12 protein-coding genes are annotated in these 22,351 nt (G+C 45.5%); 7 read left to right on the forward strand and 5 right to left on the reverse strand.

Features of this window, described 5'->3' with window-relative positions; genetic code table 11:
• Positions 1-151: 151 nt before the first annotated feature.
• On the reverse strand, positions 152-748 hold the full coding sequence (locus KFE98_15850) for a hypothetical protein (protein ID UTW61471.1): 597 nt from the start codon (positions 746-748) through the stop codon (positions 152-154).
• Between the two features lie 74 nt (positions 749-822).
• Entirely contained in the window at positions 823-1,347 is a 525-nt protein-coding gene (locus KFE98_15855) for a hypothetical protein (GenBank protein ID UTW61472.1), read from the reverse strand.
• Positions 1,348-1,477: 130 nt separating this feature from the next.
• Between KFE98_15855 and acs the strand changes: the two genes are divergently transcribed.
• Complete coding sequence (gene acs / locus KFE98_15860; GenBank protein ID UTW61473.1) at positions 1,478-3,394, forward strand: acetate--CoA ligase; 1,917 nt, start codon at positions 1,478-1,480, stop codon at positions 3,392-3,394.
• Here acs and KFE98_15865 read toward each other — a convergent pair.
• Both KFE98_15865 and KFE98_15870 read right to left on the reverse strand, forming a co-directional pair.
• Entirely contained in the window at positions 3,391-3,879 is a 489-nt protein-coding gene (locus tag KFE98_15865) for a hypothetical protein (protein UTW61474.1), read from the reverse strand. The genes acs and KFE98_15865 overlap by 4 nt on opposite strands.
• Positions 3,880-3,920: 41 nt before the next feature.
• On the reverse strand, positions 3,921-4,514 hold the full coding sequence (locus KFE98_15870) for a hypothetical protein (protein ID UTW61475.1): 594 nt from the start codon (positions 4,512-4,514) through the stop codon (positions 3,921-3,923).
• Between the two features lie 131 nt (positions 4,515-4,645).
• Here KFE98_15870 and KFE98_15875 point away from each other — a divergent pair, with 131 nt between their 5' ends.
• Positions 4,646-5,644 carry a YhdH/YhfP family quinone oxidoreductase gene (locus KFE98_15875; protein UTW61476.1) on the forward strand — a complete coding sequence of 333 codons (999 nt, stop codon included), beginning with the start codon at positions 4,646-4,648 and terminating at the stop codon, positions 5,642-5,644.
• Between the two features lie 145 nt (positions 5,645-5,789).
• On the opposite strand, the gene KFE98_15880 is transcribed toward KFE98_15875, so the two are convergent.
• The gene (locus KFE98_15880) at positions 5,790-7,163 is read right to left on the reverse strand and encodes a GIY-YIG nuclease family protein (GenBank protein ID UTW61477.1); all 1,374 of its coding nucleotides are present in this window, start codon (positions 7,161-7,163) and stop codon (positions 5,790-5,792) included.
• A 24-nt stretch (positions 7,164-7,187) separates the two neighbouring features.
• Here KFE98_15880 and KFE98_15885 point away from each other — a divergent pair, with 24 nt between their 5' ends.
• The 5 genes from KFE98_15885 to KFE98_15905 all read left to right on the forward strand — a co-directional run bounded on the left by KFE98_15885 (position 7,188) and on the right by KFE98_15905 (position 22,309).
• Entirely contained in the window at positions 7,188-7,784 is a 597-nt protein-coding gene (locus tag KFE98_15885) for a hypothetical protein (GenBank protein UTW61478.1), read from the forward strand.
• A 181-nt stretch (positions 7,785-7,965) separates the two neighbouring features.
• The gene (locus KFE98_15890) at positions 7,966-15,768 is read left to right on the forward strand and encodes a hypothetical protein (protein UTW61479.1); all 7,803 of its coding nucleotides are present in this window, start codon (positions 7,966-7,968) and stop codon (positions 15,766-15,768) included.
• A gap of 23 nt (positions 15,769-15,791) precedes the next feature.
• Entirely contained in the window at positions 15,792-18,692 is a 2,901-nt protein-coding gene (locus KFE98_15895; protein UTW61480.1) for a hypothetical protein, read from the forward strand.
• Positions 18,693-18,805: 113 nt separating this feature from the next.
• Positions 18,806-21,544: a hypothetical protein gene (locus KFE98_15900; protein ID UTW61481.1), complete on the forward strand. Its 2,739-nt coding sequence runs from the start codon at positions 18,806-18,808 to the stop codon at positions 21,542-21,544.
• Positions 21,545-21,553: 9 nt separating this feature from the next.
• On the forward strand, positions 21,554-22,309 hold the full coding sequence (locus tag KFE98_15905; protein ID UTW61482.1) for a hypothetical protein: 756 nt from the start codon (positions 21,554-21,556) through the stop codon (positions 22,307-22,309).
• Positions 22,310-22,351 lie beyond the last annotated feature (42 nt).

A 22,351-nucleotide genomic window follows, 5' to 3' on the forward strand; every position in this document is an offset into this window, starting at 1 on the left:
TACGCAGTACTGACTATTCAGTCAATTCTGACGCAAAATTCGGAAATTCAGTTTGTTCTAACAAATTGGACTGCTCGAAAGGACCTAAAAAAGGGTCCAGTTTCGAGGAAAATGAACCCATGCTTTGGTTGATGGTCGAAAAGTCTGACTCTTAAAAAGTGACCAAAATTTTGGCCGTGGTAGTAATGGATTGAGTGCTATCCGTTTCTAAGGTGAGTTTTAACCCCCTCCAGGAAATTTCTTTTTTGCCTCCCGAAGAGGTCACCGTAATGGTTTTACCAGATTCTACCAGGTAATTCTTGTTGGCTTTAAAATCACTGTAGTACAAGTTGATGTCACTGTCAACGCCGGATTGAGCGAAAAAGAACCGGTCTTTGTTCGTGGTATAGGATTGTTCCTTCAGCGATTCCGTGAGGGTGTAGGAAATGCCCACATGGTGGTTGTCATCCTTAAAATTCGTTTGTAAAATGGTACGTGCGGTATCCTGATAATTGACCGTGGCCGTGATAAGTGGTACGGTATCTCCGCCGTCTACGATAAGGTAGGAATCCGTTGCAGGAGTTCCCTGATTATCGCCTCCGTTATTATTGTTGTTGTTATTGGTGTTGTTGGTACTCGGATACGTGCAGCTACCGTCATCTTTTCCAGCGTCTGTATTATAATTTGTGGCAGTTGGGTCCGTACATCCTTCCTTTTTACAAGCCTGTAGGGTAAGCAAAGCCAGGCCAATGATTAATAAGCGTTTCATAATGTGTCCTTTTTGATACTTTCAAAAGTACCGGGGAACAGGCAGTTCTTTATACGGCATTTGCCGTATTTTTTCTACGCAAAGGGTATCGAAGAGGCAGAGAAGGCGGGGTGTTCCTCAATTTGGAAGTAGCTACGCAAATCGTTTATGGGTTGATTCAAGCCGAGTAGAAAATCGGATTTAAACACAACGCCAGAATGTTGTCCCCGTTTGTAGGCTTCATAAAACGCTCCCCATCTTTCGGGAAAGAAACAGGAGGCAATAAATCCGGTGCCCAGGGCAAATAGAGAACGCTTCCCATTTCCCAATAAAAAGAATTGCATTCTGGCCTCATCTACCACAGACGTGCTGTATTGTAATAAAACATGGTATACATCATGATCCTCGAACTTATCCATCAGCTTAAGACGATTCGCTACCAAAAACAAGCCCAACTCCCGACCCAATGACTGTTGCGGATACTGAAGTAATGCTAACACACTTAACTCCCAAGGTTCGGCTTTGCTTTTGAAAAACAGGCCGTAAAGAGGTTTCGAATACCTAACCAGATTGATCATCAGCGTTTCTCGGAGCGAATTTTGGTGGTTTGTTCGGTTCATATTTCGGCTTTTGATCAATAGGTACAAGAAAGTCCTTGAAAAGATCAATGCTAAGTTAACCGGGGCAAGACGACGGAATCCGGACAAATTCTATATTTGAGTGCAACACGATTAAAAAAACAGAATGACCATGTCAGAACAGCAACCCTGGTACCGAGTTACCTCCTTTGAGCACTACAAAGAATTGTATCATCAGAGTGTGGACAATCCCGAGCAATTCTGGGAGAAAGTTGCCAATGAATTTCGTTGGAGAAAAAAATGGGATGATGTTCTGAGTTGGGATTTTGCCAAACCTGATGTACAATGGTTTCAAGGGGCAAAACTCAACATTACGGAAAACTGCCTCGATCGACATTTGGATGAAAGGGGAGATCAAACGGCATTGATTTGGGAACCGAATGATCCCAAGGAAAAGTTTGTGCGCCTGACCTATCATGAACTTCATGACAAGGTTTGTCGCTTCGCCAATGTGCTCAAAGAAAATGGATGCCAAAAAGGAGATCGCGTAGCCATTTACATGCCTATGATTCCCGAATTGACCATTGCCGTGTTGGCCTGTGCCCGAATCGGTGCAGTTCATTCGGTCGTTTTTGCTGGATTTTCAGCCCACGCTTTGGCCGATCGCATTGAAGATGCTCAGGCCAAAATGGTCCTAACCTCGGACGGACTGTATCGGGGTACCAAAGAAATTCCGGTTAAACGGGTGGTGGATGAGGCTATCGAATCCTCTTCTTGTGTGGAGAAAGTAGTTGTGGTGCAAAGAACCAATTGGGCTGTTAATATGGTGCCTGGACGTGATGTTTGGTTGCACGATGAAATGGATAAAGTAGATAGCGATTGTCCGGCTGAACCGATGAATAGTGAAGATATGCTCTTCATCTTATACACCTCGGGGTCCACTGGAAAACCCAAAGGAGTGGTGCATACTTGCGGTGGCTATATGGTTTATGCTGATTTCAGCTTTAGAAATGTGTTTCAATACGATCCCGGAGATATCTACTGGTGTACCGCTGATATTGGTTGGATAACCGGACATACCTACATCGTTTATGGACCGTTGTTGGCCGGAGCCACGACTATTATGTTTGAAGGAGTTCCTACTTGGCCAGATGCGGGACGCTTCTGGCAAATTTGTGACAAGTATGGCGTCAATCAATTCTATACGGCTCCTACCGCCATTCGAGCATTAATGGCACAAGGCGACGATCACGTTCTTTCCTACAGCCTTGATTCGCTCAAAGTGATTGGTACTGTGGGTGAACCGATTAATGAGGAAGCCTGGTATTGGTACCATGTTCACGTAGGAAAAGAGCGTTGCCCGGTGGTAGATACCTGGTGGCAAACCGAAACCGGAGGAATCATGATTTCAGCCCTCGGCGATCACGGACCGCACAAGCCGTCCTACGCAGGGTACCCTTTACCTGGAATTCAACCTGTTTTGCTTAATAGTGAAGGAGAAGAAATTACGGACAATGGGGAAGAGGGCTATCTGTGTATAAAGCATCCTTGGCCATCGATGATCCGAACAACTTATGGTGATCATGAAAGATGCCGGGTGACCTATTTTTCTCATTACGATAATCATTACTTCACCGGTGATGGAGCTCGTCGCGATGAAAATGGAATGTACCGAATTATTGGCCGCGTAGATGATGTGATCAACGTTTCTGGGCACCGTTTTGGAACTGCTGAAATCGAAAATGCTATCAATCGCAATCCTCAGGTAGCGGAATCTGCCGTTGTGGGTTATCCTCATGATATAAAAGGGCAGGGTATCTATGCTTATGTAATCCTTCGTGATCGGGTGAATGACGATGAAGTACTCCGAGCCGAAATCGTGGAAACAGTGGTTGAAGAAATTGGAAAAATTGCCCGCCCAGACAAAATTCAGTTTGTGAGTGGTTTACCTAAAACCCGATCAGGTAAAATTATGCGTCGTATTCTTCGGAAAGTAGCCGAAGGAGATACTTCGAATCTCGGTGATACTTCAACCTTATTGGATCCTAAGGTGGTAGAAGAGATCAAAGACGGAGCACTTAAAGGCTAATAATAGCTAACGTTTCTGGTATACGAACGGCCGCCAATAAGGGCTTTTTTGTCGGGGTGGACATAATCAAGGGCTTCGTAGCTTTCTCCCACTTTGAGGAAGTATCGATTTTCTTTTTTCCACCAAATTCCTTCCTCGCTCCAGCTAGAATCTACTTCAATCGGTTCACAGGCAGTGACCTCTGATGAAACGGAATCGGCATATAAATCAGGGCCCATTAATACGGTACCTTTTCGATTGATTTTCCAAAGATTGCCATTGTCCGTTAATAGATAATCGGCCCAGGTACACTTTACAAAGGCGTAGGCTTTGTCATTTATCCAGCAACTGTCTTTGGAACTTAGGGGACCAGAAAATTTTTTGGGAGGCATCCAACGCCATTCTCCGGCTACCGGGGATTCTTGATTGGTGTTAAAAGTTTCGTCCTTCCCACAGCTATAAAGGCATAGAAGTAGAGGCAGGGTGATAAAAAGATTGGTATTCATGCCGATTAGTTTGCACGGCAGCCACCAAAATTGTGCCGAGATCAGAACAGAGAAAGAACCACCGATAATTGCGGCGGTAAAGTTGGGCAATGCTTGAGTGCCAAGTAGTAACTCGAGTTTCGGGTATACTCGTCACGGTTGTGTCTTAAAAATTGCCGGTTATTGGATATCTGTACTTCGTGCGTTTTTCCTCCCAACGATAGGGTGATGAAACCAGAGCGGAAGGCCCACCATTGTTCTTCTGTTCTTTGAGTTGAAATCAACTTTATTCGGGTACAGGGATCCATCAAATCAACTGTGCCTTTGTAAAAAGGAACGTCTTTGGGTACATAGGCCCTTCGTTCAGCTACCTTAAGTTTTTGATCGGGTAATAGTTCAAAATCATACCAATGCGCAATCCAGTATTCGCCCTCCAAAGAGTCTCCTTTTATACAGGGGAGAACCGTGTCAGGGAATTGATTTTGAGCATTGTGCGGAACCCATCTCCATTCCCCATAGAGGTCTTCATATTCATCCTCATCGGGTTTGGCGGCGGAGTCACTTTTGTCGCAAGCTACGGACAGAAGTATCAAGCCAATGAGCAGGTACGGGTATAACCCCCAATAATGGGAGCTGGGTGTTGGAAGGCATCTCATGTTTAGCTGTTTTAGGACTGTAACATTAGGATTGACCAGGCTTATTTGACGAGGTTGGTCAGTATTTGTAAACGGCAGATTTTTTTTTGTAAGCCGGGGCTCGTGTGAGCTTCATGTCTTAATTTTCGGCCATGGAAAAAACGTTTCGCGCCTACCGGATATTTGAGAGCCCTGAAGGGAACTTTGAGAGAAAAATTGTTGAACGTTCAGTAAATGATCTGCCACCAGGAGAAGTATTGATCCAGGTGCATTACGCTGGGTTGAATTACAAGGACGGTTTATCTTCTTCCGGGCACAAGGGCATTACACGTGAATTTCCACATACACCTGGAGTTGATGCCAGTGGATTTGTAGCCGCTTCTACCAGTCCCAAGTTCAAAGAAGGCGATCGTGTTTTGGTTACCGGATACGATTTGGGAATGAATACTGATGGTGGATTCGGAGAGTATATCCGGGTTCCGGAAGGCTGGGTGGTTCCTTTGCCCGATGCCTTTGATTTAAGACAGGCAATGATTCTTGGTACAGCTGGATTTACTTCATCCTTGGCCTTACACAAAATGGAGATGGCTGGTCAGCGCCCAGATTGGGGTGAGATTGTGATCACAGGAGCCAGTGGGGGAGTGGGAAGTATGGCTGTATCTATTTTCTCCAAAGCAGGATATGAAGTGGTTGCTTCAAGCGGAAAGGTGCAGGAATACGATTATCTCAAGCAGTTAGGTGCCATTCGTTGCGAAGGCCGCGACTATGTAGACGATCCCAAAAAACGTCCCATTACCCGAACCAAGTGGGCAGGAGCACTGGATACGGTTGGAGGAAATACTTTGAGAACCTTAATGGCTGGCTGCGGTAAAAATGGAAGCATTGCTGTTTGTGGTCTGGTAGCGTCTCCTACCTTGGAGGCTACGGTATATCCCTTTTTGCTCAACGGGGTAAACCTAATTGGTGTAGAATCCGCCGAAACGGAGATGGCCACCCGTCTTTTGCTATGGGAAAAGCTTTCAGGTCCCTGGAAGCCGGATAATTTGGAAACCATTGCCCACGATGTAACCTTAGATCAACTGGATGACCAGATTCAGCTTATTCTCAAGGGCCAAACACGAGGTCGCGTGGTGGTGAAACATGAGGTTTGATTTTGAATCTTGAATCTCGAATCTTCAGGTTGATTTAGAGTGGAGGTTCTAATAACTATTCCTCTACCAAGCAAAGAGTACATTTAGTAGGGGGCGTTCAATTCCAAAGTTCAAGATTGGAGATTGGAGATTCAAGATTCAATCTTCAGTCTTCAAGATTCGAAAGAAAAATCTTCCTAACTGGTCTCTTGAGTAGGTATTGAAAAATTAATCCTCTTACCTCTGGATTATCTGGATAGGATTTGACACCGTCACGAATTTGTTCTGGAGTTAGGTCATTTTCCTGATCAAACAGACCGTATCCTCCATATCCACCATCTTCAATGAGAATGGCGTGCAGTTGATCCTTTTCCGGACCCTTTTCGATTATAAGAAAATCCTTGTCAAAATACTGTAGATTGGCGATGGCGAATATGGCCCTCTCGTTGTATTCTTCAGCGGATTCTTCGCAGAGGGCAGCCCCGTGGCAATCTCCCACACCATGAGTTACGCAGCCTCGATGACACTTTTGGAGTCCTGCCATTCCCAGGCATAATTCAAAATCTTTAACCAGGTGTTCCAAATGCCGCTGAGCATCCTTGAGAGTGGCGTATCGGGCAATGGGTTTTTGATCGGAGTTAACCCGAACCGCTCTTAGGTTTATATAACCAAACAAATCCCGGTATTCCACAATTCCAAAGGCGTAGGTAGGTCTTCGTTGGGCAACATTAAACTTGGGTTGAAGTGCTTTGATTTCCCGGGATTCAAGCAGCAATGCAATTAACTCAGATCCGGTAATTTCATAGGATAGATCGGCCACTTCCTGGTGCATTTTGATGGCTTTTTCGGTCTTAGGCTGCCGAAGATGGTTGAAAAGGCGGGTACGCAAATTGGTACTTTTTCCTACATAAATTACCTCCTTGTCTGCGTTGTAGAGGTAATACACACCCGTAGCTTTGGGAATGTCGAGCACCTTGTTTACATCCAGATCGGGGTGAAGGTATTTGGATAGCTGTTCTTCGTCCGAAACCTTGGTCCCTAATTGCGGATCGATCGCGTGCAGTTTTTCAAACAGTTTTACCGTGGCTCGGGCATCCCCGGCGGCTCGATGTCGACCATCGATGATGATACCCAGGTCTCGACAGAGGTTGCCCAATCCATAGGATCTATGGCCAGGCATAAGTACCTGACTTTGTCTTTTGGTACACAGTTTTTTTCGCTTAAAAGAGAAACCCAAATCCTTGAATTCCCGTTGGATGAAACTGTAATCAAAATTGACATTGTGAGCGACAAAGGTGCAGTCCTCAGTAATGCGGATAATGTCCTTGGCAATCTCATAAAATTTGGGTGCCGATCGGACCATGCCATTGGTGATTCCTGTGAGTCTCGTAATCTCGTATGGGATAACGACTTCCGGGTTGACCAGACTGACAAATTCGTCCACAATTTTTTGTCCGTCATGCTTAAAAACAGCCACTTCGGTAATCTTGGCTCCAGATCGGCTAAGTCCAGTAGTTTCTATGTCAATAATGGCGTACATCGCGAAAATCAAAAATACGCCGAAATGCCCTTTGGGCAGGTAGGAGGATTAACAATCATTAACTATCTTCGATTTTTGATACAAAGCGCATTGAAACGGGTTCATTTCATAGTTATTCTTACACTTTTTGCAGGCTTTTTCGGAAGTAGTTTGTCTACTCTTAAGGCCCAGCATCTTTCCGATACCATTGGTCTTCGTCTGATTACCCCAGCCGGAGGGTTTGAAGAAAATTCAGGCGTTTACATGGCCTGGAGCATTGGTGAGGTGATGATTGCCACCGAAGGAGATCATCGGTATTTTATGACCCAAGGCTTTCACCAAACGGCTTGGACCGTGGTGAAGGTTTGGAATTATCAACCCGAGATTGATGTTGATATGAAGGTTTATCCCAACCCGGTAGTTCGGGAGTTGACCTTGGAAATGGATTTTACCCCAGAATGGGATTCACCCTGGATGTGTGTGATGCAGGATTACGCATATCGCCCAGTATTAGAACAAGAAATTACCTCCTCAAAAACGTCGCTCTATGTGGCTCACCTGTCCAATGGTCCATACATGCTTAGCGTGTACAACGATCAGCGGCAATTGGTGAAGACCATTCGGTTGATCAAAAACGAGTAACCGGCGAATAGGTTGGGGGACAAGTAGAAATAGAAAAATTGAAGAAACACAAAGCTAATTGACTTTATACCGACTGATTTCCCTCGGGGAGTAGCAACTAACCGGAATAGATCTTCAAGGACTTTTCCGGATTTGTGTTTTTAAGAATAGATAAAAAATACTCAGACAATAAACAATCGTTATGTTACATCAAGCCTATCACAACGGACGAAATTTGCTGCTGGTGTTAGCCTTTATTTTAACAGGCTTTGCACTTCAGGCGCAATTGACATCTTACGAAGGAATTAACTACCAGGCCATTATTCGAAATGCCGATGGTCAGGTGCTTAGTGGTCAAGGCGTGACTCTTCGGATCACCATTTACCAGAAGGGTAAATTAGGCGACGGATACATTGAGCGTCATCAAACAAGCACCAATTTGATGGGATTGGTCGTGCTGAAGGTAGGGGATGGTATTCCCGAACAAAATCACCTGGACTCCGTTCGATGGGAAGAGGCCAATACGGCTCCTTTTTTCATGAAGGTGGAGCTGGATGAGTCAGGTGGGCAAAACTACCGGTCGATGGGAGAGTCTGAGCTCTTGTCTGTACCGTATTCCTTTTTTGCCCGGGAAGCTGGTCGTGCCTTAAACGATGAAGATACCAGTACTACCAACGAGATTCAAACCCTGGTTTACGATCCATTGGCTAAAACGCTAACCTTAACCGGACCAACTTCCAATGTTATTGATCTGAGCCACTTTCTGGATACCCTGCACATTCAACAAATGCGGTTGGATACGATCAAAGATTCGCTGTATCTATTCGATGACCACAACCCTCCGAATGAGTATGGAATTGACATGAGCTACTTTGCCTCCATGAGTAAAGTGAAAGCAGACAGCATTTTCCTATCGAATAAAATGCGAAGTGATAGTATAGCCATAATAGGGCTTCTTTCAGATTCAACTTCTTTGATGCGATTGGCTTTAGCGGATACCGCAAACACACTAAGAGTGCTCATCGGGACCCCGGTTCAAACTACAGATACCGCCGGCATGCTCTTCAATTACATTGCTCGTGGTGATACGTCAGCAATGCTTCAGCGCTACATAGCAAGAGGAGATACCAATGCCATGCTTCAGCGGTATATAGCTCGTGGGGATACAGCCAATATGCTGCAACGATTAATTGCCCGGGGTGATACGGCTGCGATGCTCCTTAACTACATCGCCAGGGGAGATACAGCAGGTATGTTGCAACGTTATATTGCACGCGGTGATACCTCTTCAATGCTTCAACCTTACGTAGCTCGAGGCGATACGGCAGACATGCTTCTTAACTACATCGCTCGAGGCGATACAGCTTCCATGCTATTGAATTACATCACTCGAGGCGATACAAGCGCAATGCTTCAGAACTATATCTCTCGGGGAGATACAGCTACCATGCTTCAGAATTATATTGGAAGAGGGGATACCGCCTCTATGTTGCAGCGCTATATTGCACGTGGCGATACGGCTGCTATGCTTGATCCTTACTTAAGAGCCTTGGATACCAATAATTTGAGTAACCGGATCAATGTTAATGCTTCCGATATCGCAACTCTTCAAACAACCAAATTGAATGCAGCCGATACTGCGAGCTTGAGTGATCGTATCGATGACAAATTGAACCTGAGTGATACCGCATCTATGCTTAGCAATTATCTGTTAGAGACAGATACCGCCAGCTTGAGTGACCGCATCGATGATAAATTGAACTTGAGTGATACCGCATCTATGCTTAGCAATTATCTGTTAGAGTCAGATACGGCCAGCTTGAGTGACCGAATCGATGACAAATTGAACTTGAGCGATACCGCTTCGATGTTGAGTAAGTACTTGTTAGAGTCAGATACGGCCAGCTTGAGTGACCGAATCGATGACAAATTGAACTTGAGCGATACCGCTTCGATGTTGGGCAAGTACTTATTAGAAACGGACACCGCCAGCTTGAGTGATCGCATCGATGACAAATTGAATTTGAGTGATACCGCTTCGATGTTGGGTAAGTACTTGTTAGAGACCGATACTGCGAGCTTGAGTGATCGTATCGATGACAAATTGAATTTGAGTGATACCGCTTCGATGCTTAGCAAGTACTTGTTGGAGGCAGACACGGCGAGCCTAAGCGACCGAATCAACACCTTGGATGCTAAGGTAGATGCCGGAGCCTTTAAGGACAGTAGTGCTACTAACGAAAAGATTGATTCCTTGTACTTGTCTGGCAATGACCTGATCACGGTAGAAGGGGGAGTAAATGTGGATACGGTAGACCTTTCGCTATTTAACGGAAACTCCAATCTGGCTGATACGGCAAGTGCTCTTCGTGCTTTGATTTCAACTAATGCCTCTGATATTACTAGCCTTCAAAATACCAAATTGAACGCCAGTGATACAGCGAGCTTGAATAACCGGATCAATACCAATGCTTCCGGAATTACCACAAACGCTTCAGACATCACCAATCTGCAGAATACAAAGCTAAATGCCACAGATACGGCCAGTTTGAGCGATCGTATAACCACCAACGTAACGAACATCACGACGAATGCTTCTGATATTACCAACCTTCAAAACACGAAGTTGAGTGGTACCGATACCGTGAGCTTGAGTAATAGAATCAATACCAATGCTTCAGGTATCGTGACCAATGCCGGTGACATTACCAATTTGCAAAACACGAAGTTGAGTGGGTCAGATACGGTAAGCTTAAGCAATAGAATTAATACCAATGTTTCAGAAATTGCGACCAATTCTGGTGATATTACCAATCTGCAAAATACCAAGTTGAGTGGATCGGATACGGTAAGTTTGAGCAATAGAATTAATACCAATGTATCGGGTATTACGACCAATGCGGGTGATATCACCAATTTACAAAACACCAAGCTGAATGCGACAGATACGGCCAGCCTAAGTAGCCGAATCAACACCAATGTAACGGGTGTTGCTGCCAACGCCTCGGATATTACCAACTTGCAAAATTCCAAGCTTAATGCAGCTGATACTGCAAGTTTGAGTAGTCGAATCAATGATAAGCTGAACATCAGTGACACGGCGAGCATGCTTGCTCCCTATTTGCGGTCCTCCACCCAAATCGATACTTCTGGTTTAGGAGCAAGAGTGGATGCAAATACTACTGGATTGGCCTCGTTAACCACCAAGCAGATTGCGGATAGCGCGGACTTGGCCAACAAAATTCGTTCGGATTCAACCATTTTGGCCGGTCGATTAGATGATTTGGATGCTGGAGCCTACAAGGACAGCAGTGCTACTAACGAACTTCAGAATCTAAGCCTTAACTTGACCGGTGACTCAATTTTGATCAATGGTGGAGGAGGGGTTTCCATCGCTCATGCCATAGCCATTGATACCATCTCCATAATTCAGAATTTTTCGAGAAGTACTTACGTGGATGCGAACTCTACCGGACAGGTGCTGGTTGGAGTGGATGATACAACGGAATATACCTTTTATGAAAATCGCATAGACAAACGTCAAGGTTCCATATACATGGGTACCGGAGCAGGGGAGTTTGATCCTCAAAATTACCACGATAGCATTTCAAACGTAGGTATAGGATACCACGCCTTGAATTTGAACAATGGTAATTCAGGGTCAGTAGCCATTGGTGCTGAGGCCTTGCAAAACAACGGAATTGTAGGTCCTGATAACACCGCCGTGGGTAACCAAGCGATGAAGCATAACTTCAATGGTGCTAATAACGTGGCAGTAGGTAAGCAAGCCTTGAAAAACTCGATTAATCCAAGTGGCAATGTAGCTATTGGATCGGGATCATTGCTCGGAGCGACCACTGGAAATGGAAATACCGCTATTGGAACAAATGCGGGTAGTGGACTTACCAGTGGGGGAGGAAACGTGTTCCTGGGTTCCTCAGCTGGCACCATTGGAAGTTACTCCAACCAGCTATTCATTAATAACGGTAGCAGCGCCACTCCATTAATCTGGGGTGATTTTGACAACGATAGTTTAAAGATATTTGGTAACCTGTCGATAGGCAATGAATACTCATTTCCGGATACGGCCGGTAAGAATGGCCAACTTTTGGGGGCAGATGTTAATGGTAACCCGGTTTGGAAAGACGCTGCTGGAGACAATTTAGGAGATCACACCGCCACCCAAAACATTCAAACCAATGGTAATCACATTTCTTATTCTGGTGGAAATCAAGGACTGTATCTCTTTAACGGAAGTGGAGCGGCCATTGATACCAATCAGGCTGTGTCTGATGAAGCACTAACGGTTAGATCGGGAACCAACTCCTGGGGTATCATGAATACCGATGGCGTAGTCTCAATGGGAACCTGGCTGTTTACTGGAACTGCCGGACAATTAGGGACCTTCTCAAAACACCGCCTGGATTTTATCACCAACAACAGTGCTCCCATCATGACGATAGATACCAATGGTAACGTTAGCATTGGAGCCACAGATCAGCCGAATAAATTTTATGTGAGAGATAATTTTAGTGTCACCTCCGGAGGTTATGAAATGAGCCGTTATGTTTCTGCTGGTACCAATACTTCAGCTACCTATCAAAGAGGGTTTGCCTCTTATATCGGTGGCGCCGCTGGTGAAAACGAAGCCATTTTTGCCTATTCCCACGGTACAAGCTCAGGAGTAAACCGAGGAATTTACGCAGTGGGAGATAGTGCCACAGAAAACAGAGGTATTGTTGGTGTAGCCGGAGCCACTCCGGCTGGGGCAAATTTTGCTATGGGTGTCCAAGGATTCGCAGAAGCAAGTTCGGATGGTATTAACTATGGTGTGTATGGATCCTCTGCAAACAGTTCCTTTATCAATAGAGGTGTAGTAGGGGTCATGGGAGATACCACAGCTACATCCAATGATGCTGCTGTTTATGGTATTGCAAACGGACGAGGGGAAAACATTTCCATTTATGGACGTGCGGCCAGTACGAATGCTTCCGGAATAAACTATGGTATCTACTCTCGTGCCGAAAATGCGGACACCAACTATGCCTTCTATGGAGAAGCAGGTAACGTATTTATTCGTGATACCTTAATTCTTCCAACTGGTGCTGGATCAGGAAGAGTGTTAACTTCTGATGCAGATGGTTACGCCCGTTGGTCAACGCTACCTTCAGTCGATACTTTGCCCCTTATCAAGGTAAACGATTCGAATAAATTGGAGATCAGTTCCACCGAACTGGTATTAACGTTTAACAACGACGATGCGCTTAAAGTGGATTCACGAGGAAGGATTAATAATACCGATAACTCGAATAACAACATTTATATAGGAGGTGCGGCAGGAATTGGTCATTCAACCTTTAACGATCACCCCTACCGGGCGAATGTAGGTATTGGTGCAGAAGCCCTGAATAGTGTAACGGCAGGGGAGTATAACACGGCCATTGGTACACGATCTATGGTAAGCACTACCGGACCGAATAACACGGCCGTAGGTAACGCAACTCTTATGACGCTGACCACAGGAATGGACAACTCGGCCTTTGGTTACCTTGCTCTTAATTCTACGACCGGTAGCAATAGTTCTGCCTTTGGTGCTCATGCCTTGCGATTGAGCAAAACGGGAATCAATGATGCCTTTGGTACAAGAGCTTTGGAAAATTTGACCTCGGGTACACAAAACGTAGCGTTCGGTTACAATGCCTTGACTCAAGATACTTCAGGATTCCAAAACGTAGCGATTGGATATGAGTCAGGTTACTCCAGTAAGAATGGAAGTGGAAACATCTTCCTCGGTTTCCGGGCGGGTTACCATGAATTAGGATCCAACAAACTTTACATCGACAACTCCGATCAGTCCACGCCACTTATTTACGGAGACTTTAACAACGATAGTATCAAGATCTATGGAACCTTGAGTGTAGGTAACAACTATACCTTCCCAACAGGCGGGCCTGCTAATTCTGGAGAGGTACTTACCTACAATGGAAGTGGCTTGGTATGGCAAGCACCTGCATCTATTAGCTTAGGCGATACTACTCAGATAGCAGATGGCGATGGAAACACTTACGTAAGAACTGAAGAATCGAACAATGAAGATATTATTCGGTTTGCAACTGGCGGTAGTGAAAGAATGCGCATTGATGATGCCGGAAACTTATCCGTGGCCCGTAAAATGATCATTGGCGATTATATTTCCACACCAACTCGTACCCTTCATGTGGTGGGAACCGCAGAAATTGACTCGGTTGATGCCGAGTACCTCAGAATAAACGCGAATGACTCCTTGGCTGCGATCATCAGCACAAATAGCGGATCTCAGGCAACAGGGACTCAAGTGAGTCTTTCGGTTCAGAATACCGGTGGAGTAGGTGGACTTGAATCCACCGTTGGTGAGTTTACCAACCAAAGTGGTGGTCAGTTCAACTATGGTATTTCCGGTTCCGCTATTAACGCATCAACAGCCAATATTGGTGTGATTGGTGGAGCCAGTTCGAATGGTGGTATCGAAGCTTACGGTGTATCCGGTACTGCCTTTGGTGGTGGATCGGTTAACTATGGTGTTTACGGTACGGCCACTGATGCAACCGTTAACTGGGCAGGTTACTTTGACGATGGAAATGTTTTCATCCAAGACACTTTATTCTATAACGTAGGAAACGTAAGTAGTGGTCACGTTTTAACCTCTGACGCAGCAGGTCGTATGAGTTTGCAAGCTCTTCCGGCTACTAATTTGGGAGATACCACGCAGCTGGCCGATTTGGATAATGATACCCGCATATTAACTGATAAGGGAGGCTCGGACGAAGACATGATCCGTTTCGAAATTGCCGGCAAGGAATACTATAGAATGGACAGCGTTCGCTTGGTATTCACTCAGCAGAATGGAGAGAATACCTTCATTGGACACGATGCCGGATCGAATATTACCATTGGATCTGTGACCGGTAATACCATGGTAGGTGCAATGTCGGGTAATGCCTTAACCATTGGTGATAGAAACACTGGATTTGGACGAGGTACCATGGCTTTGGTTACATCGGGTTCCAATAACACGGCCATGGGTTACAACGCCTTGCTCAAGGCAACTACTGCCGGAGACAACACCGCTGTTGGTTATCAGGCTCTGAATGTAACCACTGGAGGCTCTAACACAGCAGTAGGATCTGAGGCTATGTCATCTAATGCGGCAGGATCCAATAACGTAGCCATGGGATATGCCGCCTTGAGTAAAAGTACTTCTGGATCGAGTAATACGGTTATTGGTTATTTTGCCAAAGGCCAGAGTTCAACAGGTAAAGAAAACGTAGCTATAGGTTACCAGGCAGACATGAATAACCAGGCTGGATCGCTCAACGTGGTATTAGGTTTTCAGGCTGGATACGGCTCACCCGGTGCGCATGACAAATCAGGTAACTTGATGGCTGGATACCAGGCCGGATATACCAATACTGGAGACAAAAATATTTTCTTAGGATATCAGGCTGGTTATAACGAAACCGGTTCTAACCTCCTTTACATTGATAATTCTAATACCAGTACTCCTTTGATTTGGGGTGATATGGACAAAGACTCGTTGCGTTTCAACAGCGATGTAGTGGTTACCAATGATTTTTATGTAGATCAGGCCAATGTAGCTGAGAACAAAATCATCCGGGCCAATTCTCAAGGACAGGCTGTTTGGTACATGGATACCCTGGTTTGTCCAGCAGGCTTTGACAAGGTGAACGAAAACTTCTGTATCCATTCCAGTGAACAAGCAGCCGCTACCTGGTTTGTAGCTACTGAGACTTGTGCCTCAAACGGATACGAGTTGTCGACCTACGCTGACTGGTATTCTGCTACTGCCATTCTAACGCTTACCGACGAAGCCGATGACTGGGAGTGGATGTCAAACATTTCACAAAACAATATGCTGGTGGCCGGAAACGGGGACATTAAAAACAGAACCTTCCAAGATCCAGCATCAACTACAGCACCTTATCGCTGTGTATATAGAAAACAGTAATTCTCATTAATAAGAAAGCACGAATGAATCGTTTTTCCATTAAAAGACAGAGAGAACTACTAAAAGGACTATGCCTTGCCGGGATGATTCTGATGGGAGCGGAATCAGCCCAGGCCCAATGGGTAGTTATAGATGAAAATGGTGGATCACCTGATGCCTCTTCGGCATTGGATATCCGGGCAACAGATAAAGGAGTTCTGATTCCCCGGTTGACCACTACGCAAATGACTAGTATTTCATCACCGGCAACGGGATTGATGATTTACAACTCCGATAGTTCGGCCTTTTATTTCTACTCCGGTTCCGGCTGGGTGGGAATTCGAAATGGTTCGGATACCTTGGCTGTAATTCAAAATCCCACGGGAGCCAACAAGGTGGAGATTGACAATTCGACCATTCGCTTCGAGCAAGGTGGGAATGAGAAGATGCGGGTCCACAGTAACGGAAATGTAGGGGTTGGTACAACCAATCCAGGATCGCCGATTCACGTGGAGTCCGCTGCACCTGTTAATGCAAACACCGGACAGATTCAAATTTCTGAATCAGGATCAGACAACATGACCCTTGGGCGAACCACGAGTTATGGATATGTTCAATCCCATAATTTGGAACCTTTGGCCCTTAATCCATTAGGTAATAACGTGGGTATTGGTACTACTGCTACCGACTCGGCTTTGACGGTAAATGGAGGAATTCATGCTGAATACATTCGGTTAACCGGAGGTGCTTCTGATGGCAGGGTGCTAACCTCCAGTTCAAATGGAACGGCCACCTGGTCTACGCCTGCGGTTACCTCTTTAGGTGACACCACCCAAATTGCCGATCAGGATAACAACACCAAAGTGGTTACTGATCTAGGAGGAGCGAATGACAACCAGGTAAGAATTTACAACTCAGGAACGCAATACTTTAGCTTTAAAGCAGGTGGGCGTTTTGAAATGTTGAATTCAGGAACCAGTGTTTTCATTGGAGAATCGGCTGGGGCAAGTGATGATTTGTCGAGTAATGCGAATACCTTGGTTGGATATAAGGCTGGAGCTAATCTATCTACCGGTGCTCAAAATACCATGGTTGGTGCTAATTCAGGGAGTTCAGCTACAGGTAATAATAACTCCGCGCTGGGATACAACAGCTTGGCCTCTTTGACATCAGGTACGAATAACACGGCTCTGGGATGGGGATCCATGCAGTCTTTAACCGATGGAACTCAGAATACAGCAATTGGATACTCTACACTACAAGGAAATAGTTCAGGTGATCGTAACGTAGTTGCGGGTTACCAATCCGGATCAGCTTTTACTGGAAACAACGGAGTAGGAATTGGAGCACAGGCCCTTCAAACGGGTTCAGGAGCTAACAATGTAGCCATCGGATATCGGGCGCTACAGTCCTTTTCCACAGGAACCAGCAATGTTGCCATTGGGGTCAACAGTTTGCGTAATGGTGCCGGAAGTAATAACGTAGCCATTGGAGACGATGCGGGGCAGAACAACACTTCGGGAAGTGGTAACGTGTTCATAGGAAACCAGGCGGGACGTAACGAAACGGGAAGTGACAAGCTGTATATCGAAAACTCAAATTCATCTACACCTCTTATCCTGGGTGATTTTAACACCGACGATGTTACGATTTACGGTAATGTGAATGTAAATGAGGATTTATGGATTCCCAATGGATCCGTTGGAATTGGTACTAATGTTCCGTCGAAGCAATTGGAGATCGCCTCTCTCGTTTCGGCATCAGCCAGTGATGGGGCATTTATCGATGTTCACAATTTAAGTGGAACTGCCAATACCTTATCTGGAATTCGATTCAAATCGAATGCTACTACTGGGGATGAGCGCCATAATGCAGCCATTTTTCACCGATATGTTACCACCTCTGATTATCAAATGAATTTCGCCGTTCAAATTAACACCACGGCCAATGTAGATACCAATGACATTAAGATGACCATAAATGATGGTGGTCATGTGGGTATAGGAACGACGAAACCTACATCCGCACTTCATATCGCGGTGGATGGTGGTCCCCAACTTTTAGTAAGTCCGAATTCTTCTACGAGCAATGATGGATCACTTACCATTAGAGGGGCAAGAAATACTTCGACCAGCAATGCTCAAGCAAAACTCAATTTTGAGAACTACGACAATGATCTTGGTTCATCCAATAAGTTAGGTCGTATTACAGGCGAGGTGACCAATGCCTCAACCAATGTGGGGGATTTGGTTTTTTATAGCTATGTAGATGGAAGTACTGCCAACGAAGCCATGCGAATTGAACACGATGGTCAAGTAGGTATCAATACCACAAATCCCACGACAGATTTAGATGTAAATGGAGATATCGAAGCGGACAACATCAAGCTCACTAGTGGTGCTGGTAACGGCAAAGTGCTGGTTTCTGATGCAGACGGGGATGCCAGTTGGACTGACGCAGAGAACATTTCCGGGCAAAAAAGATCCATCATTATTCCGGTGGGCAATCTATCGGATGATGCAAATAAGTCGGGAGTGACCTTTGCTACCCACGGAACCTGGAAATCGCGTTACGCCGAATTTGCTGATGGAGGAACACGTGACTTGGTGGTGACCTTTGCAACGCCATCAGATTTTCCTGGAGGTACATTGACTTGTAGAATCCAATATTCCAGTGATGCGACTTCAGGAAATTTTGCTGGAAATGTTGCCGTGAGAGGTGTCGATGTGGGTGAAGTCATTAACAGTAATCCTGGTGGAGGTTCTTTTGTTACTGCGGCTCCCGCTACAGCTGATTATTTGGCAGAAGTAAGTGTTACCACCAATAGTATAGCAGCTGGAGATCATCTGGTTTACGTAGTAATTAGAAGAAGTGGAGGAAGCGGTAGTGATACTTGCACTGGAGATTTTAGAATATTTGGGATAGCATTTGATTATACAAACTAAAAATACCGAGAAGGCAGAAAGAGAGAAGTAGGGAAGAAAGCCACTCGTAGGCAACTTTGGGGTCTTCGTACAAAGGCCGACAGCGCTGTTTGGTATTTACAACAGAGAGAAAAATGAATAGTCAAACATTGGATTATAATCGATTGGGCTTACATCGATCCAAATTGTGGGGAGGCAAACACAGTTTAAGGATTGATTTTATAGGGATCAAGGCGATCACCTTAGTGGCCTTTTTATTGATTTCTGGTTTTGCCCAGGCGCAATGGGTCTTGATAAACCAAGGGGGAGGTAACCCTCATGCTTCAGCTGCCTTGGAGATCGATGATACATCCCGAGGTCTTTTGCCGCCCCGATTAACGACTACTCAAATGAACAACATCAGCAGTCCTGCCTCTGGATTGATGATTTATAACGCCGATAGTTCGACTTACTATTACTACGATGGCAGTATCTGGACCAATATTGGAACCGGAGGCTCTTCGAGCTCTACGGTAAGTACCAATTGGGTTGAATATACCCCTGTCTACACCGGATTTGGTACCGTTACCGCCGACACCTTTTATTGGAGAAGGGAAGGCCCCGACGTGCTTATTCGTGGAAAGTTTACCAAAGGGACGGGAACCTCTGTTGAGGCACAAATCAGTTTGCCATCCGGATTAACGATCAGTAACGATGTATCTGTTTCAGAGATTGCTGGTACTGCGGCTTGGGCCGGAGGGGCAACCACTACCTATTACACAATATTGGTTGATCCGGGAGAGACCCATTTTGCCTTTGGATATTCCAACAACTCCTCAGGAGCCCTGGCTAAAACGGATGGGAGTATTATTTTTTCAAGCAGCTCTACCCAGGCTGTTTCTGCTCGGATACCTATATTGGGTTGGAGCGCCTCCAGCGGATCTTCTGGAAGTTCTTCTACGCCTAATCTTACTCAAGTGCTTACCGAAGGAAACGATGCGGGCAACGATACACTAAACAATGTGGGGTTGATCGGAATGGGGACTAACACACCAACTTCTACCATCGATATTCAAAAAACAACCGAAAACTTTTCCATTTCTATTGCCAATACCAAAAGCTCTGCATCAGACAAGAAAGCGGTATTTGCCAACGTTACCGGAGTAGGTAATGGAGATAACTACGGTCTCTACGGTGCAGCCAACAACAATACTTCAGCTTCCGATAAGTACGGTGTGTACGGAGAAGCCGGAGGAACATCCGGAAACACGTATGGGATTTACGGAACCGCAACAGGCTCCAGTGCCTGGGCCGGATACTTTAACAATGGTAATGTTTACATCGATAACAATGTAGGTATTGGTACCACCACATTAGACTCTGTTTTGAATGTTAATGGGGGAATAATGGCCTCCTCCATTCGATTAACGAATGGGGCTACCAATGGACACGTCTTAACCTCCGATGGAATGGGGAATGCCACCTGGGCGCCTTCAGCTGGTGGATCTGCAGATACGGCTACTGTATTAGCCGATGCCGATCGGGATACTTACGTCTCTACTCAAAATTCTTCGGGTGCTGATTCAGATACCATTGGTTTAACTCTTGGTGGAGCCCTGCAATATGAGTTTATTACAGGTGGACAAATTCTGGTTCCTGGCTCCAATGCCAGCGTTTACATTGGGCCAGGTGTGGGTAACGGAAATGGTGCCTTTGGTAACTCGGTAATAGGTTTTCAAGCTTTTGAGAATAACGTATCGGCTGTGAACAACGTAGCTATGGGAACCCAGGCTATGCGGGAGAAAACCTCGGGTAACCGGAATACAGCAGTAGGGCCTTATGCTATGTACTTCAATACTACCGGAGTCGGAAATACCGCTTTGGGCTATGCTGCAGGTTATGGAAATTCTACCACCAAATTGACAGGAAGTAACAATGTTTTTCTTGGGGATGACGCAGGTAGAAACATGACTACAGGTAGCAGCAATGTTCTGGCGGGAAGAGGAGCTGGAAGAAATCTTTCTACGGGTTCCAATAACGTGTTCATAGGATCGGAATCAGGTGCCAATGAAACCGGCAGCAACTTGCTGTATATTGAGAATTCGAGTTCAGCCACACCTTTGATTTGGGGAGACTTTGCCAACGATACCGTACGAGTAAATGGCTTTTTGGAAGGAACCAATGGAATAAACATCACCTCAGGTTTGGCCAATTTCGGATCCACCAACACCAATCCTGATCTCCGTATGGATGTTTATCGTTCAAGTGGTAATGCTGAACAACGACTTCGGTCCGGAGGTGATAACGATGTTTTGTTTCGCATTGTAAACTCAAAAGAGAGTTGGGCCATTGGGTCCTCGGGTTTTGTCAAGAAATTCCGAATCTCTGATGTAGGCAGGGGCTCTGATCGCCTGGTGATTGATTCTTCCGGATTCGTAGGAATTGGAACAAGCTCCCCGGTTGCTCGCCTGGATGTGGATGGAGACATTGGGCTGGACAATACGCCAACAAGTGATACCAGTCCCAACGGAATTACTTCTACAGCAACGGTAGATGGGAGTACGAGTGGTGTTGTTAGAGCCTTGTACATTAAGTCCAATGGTAATTATGATCTGTCCGATGCGGATGCGACCTCCACCATGCCTTGTGTGGCCCTGGCCGTAGAAACCGGAACGGGCAGCAAAAAGATTTTGCATTACGGATTTGCAACCAACAGTTCCTGGAGTTGGACCGTGGGAGGGATGATCTATGTATCAACCACCACAGGAGAGTTGACCCAAACGGCGCCTTCAGGTTCTGGAGATCAGGTTCAGGTGGTGGGATATGCGACCTCCGCAACAACCCTGTTTTTTAATCCGAGCTACGTAGTTATTGAAGTTAGCGGCGGTCTGTAAATCTTTCTCATGGTTAAAAAGATTACATACCACTTCCTGGCAATGGTTTGCCTACTGTTGCTGATCACAGTCAATCAAAGTGCTTATGCCCAGGGAGTTGGAAAAGTAGGTGGAGTTGACTCCTCCAAAATCGAGAAGATTATGGGAGTCAATTTTAGCGAAATCTCCGCCATTTTAGGGCTTTCTTCCGAGTCTCAAAGTACCGATAACCAAGCTTGGTTGCCTGGAACATCCTGGTTCGACAATCGGGATAGTACGCATTACCGAACGGTAAAAATTGGCCAGCAAACCTGGATGGTAGATAACCTGACTTTTGATCCCGGAGTAGGGACCGTGCGATGGTATAATGACGATTCAACTACCTATTCCAATTTTGGGCGGTTGTATAACCATACCGCGGCTATGGCCGGAGGTCGCTATTCCAATACCTACCCAAGCGTTCGACAAGGAGCCTGTCCGATAGGTTGGCATTTACCCAGTCAATTGGAGTACGATACCCTTTTTCAGCGGGTGGATGGCAATTTTTCTTCGGGAAATTCAACCTGTTCTACCTGTGGATCATTAAAAGATACCAGTTTGGTTTACTGGACTTCGCCCAATACCGGAGCGGATTCTGAGTTTGGTTTAAACATCTGGGGGGCGGAAGCTATTTTTCCGGTTTTGGCAATCATAAAACTCAGGGATATTTTTGGACGTCGAGCTACAACACGAGCAACAACTCCTACTACAACTACCTCCGGTTTGTTTATAATAACGACGATGTAACGGTTCTTGGAAACAACAACTCATCTTATTCTTTTTCCATTC

Source organism: bacterium SCSIO 12741, assembly GCA_024398055.1.
Lineage (GTDB): Bacteria > Bacteroidota > Bacteroidia > Flavobacteriales_G > Salibacteraceae > SCSIO-12741.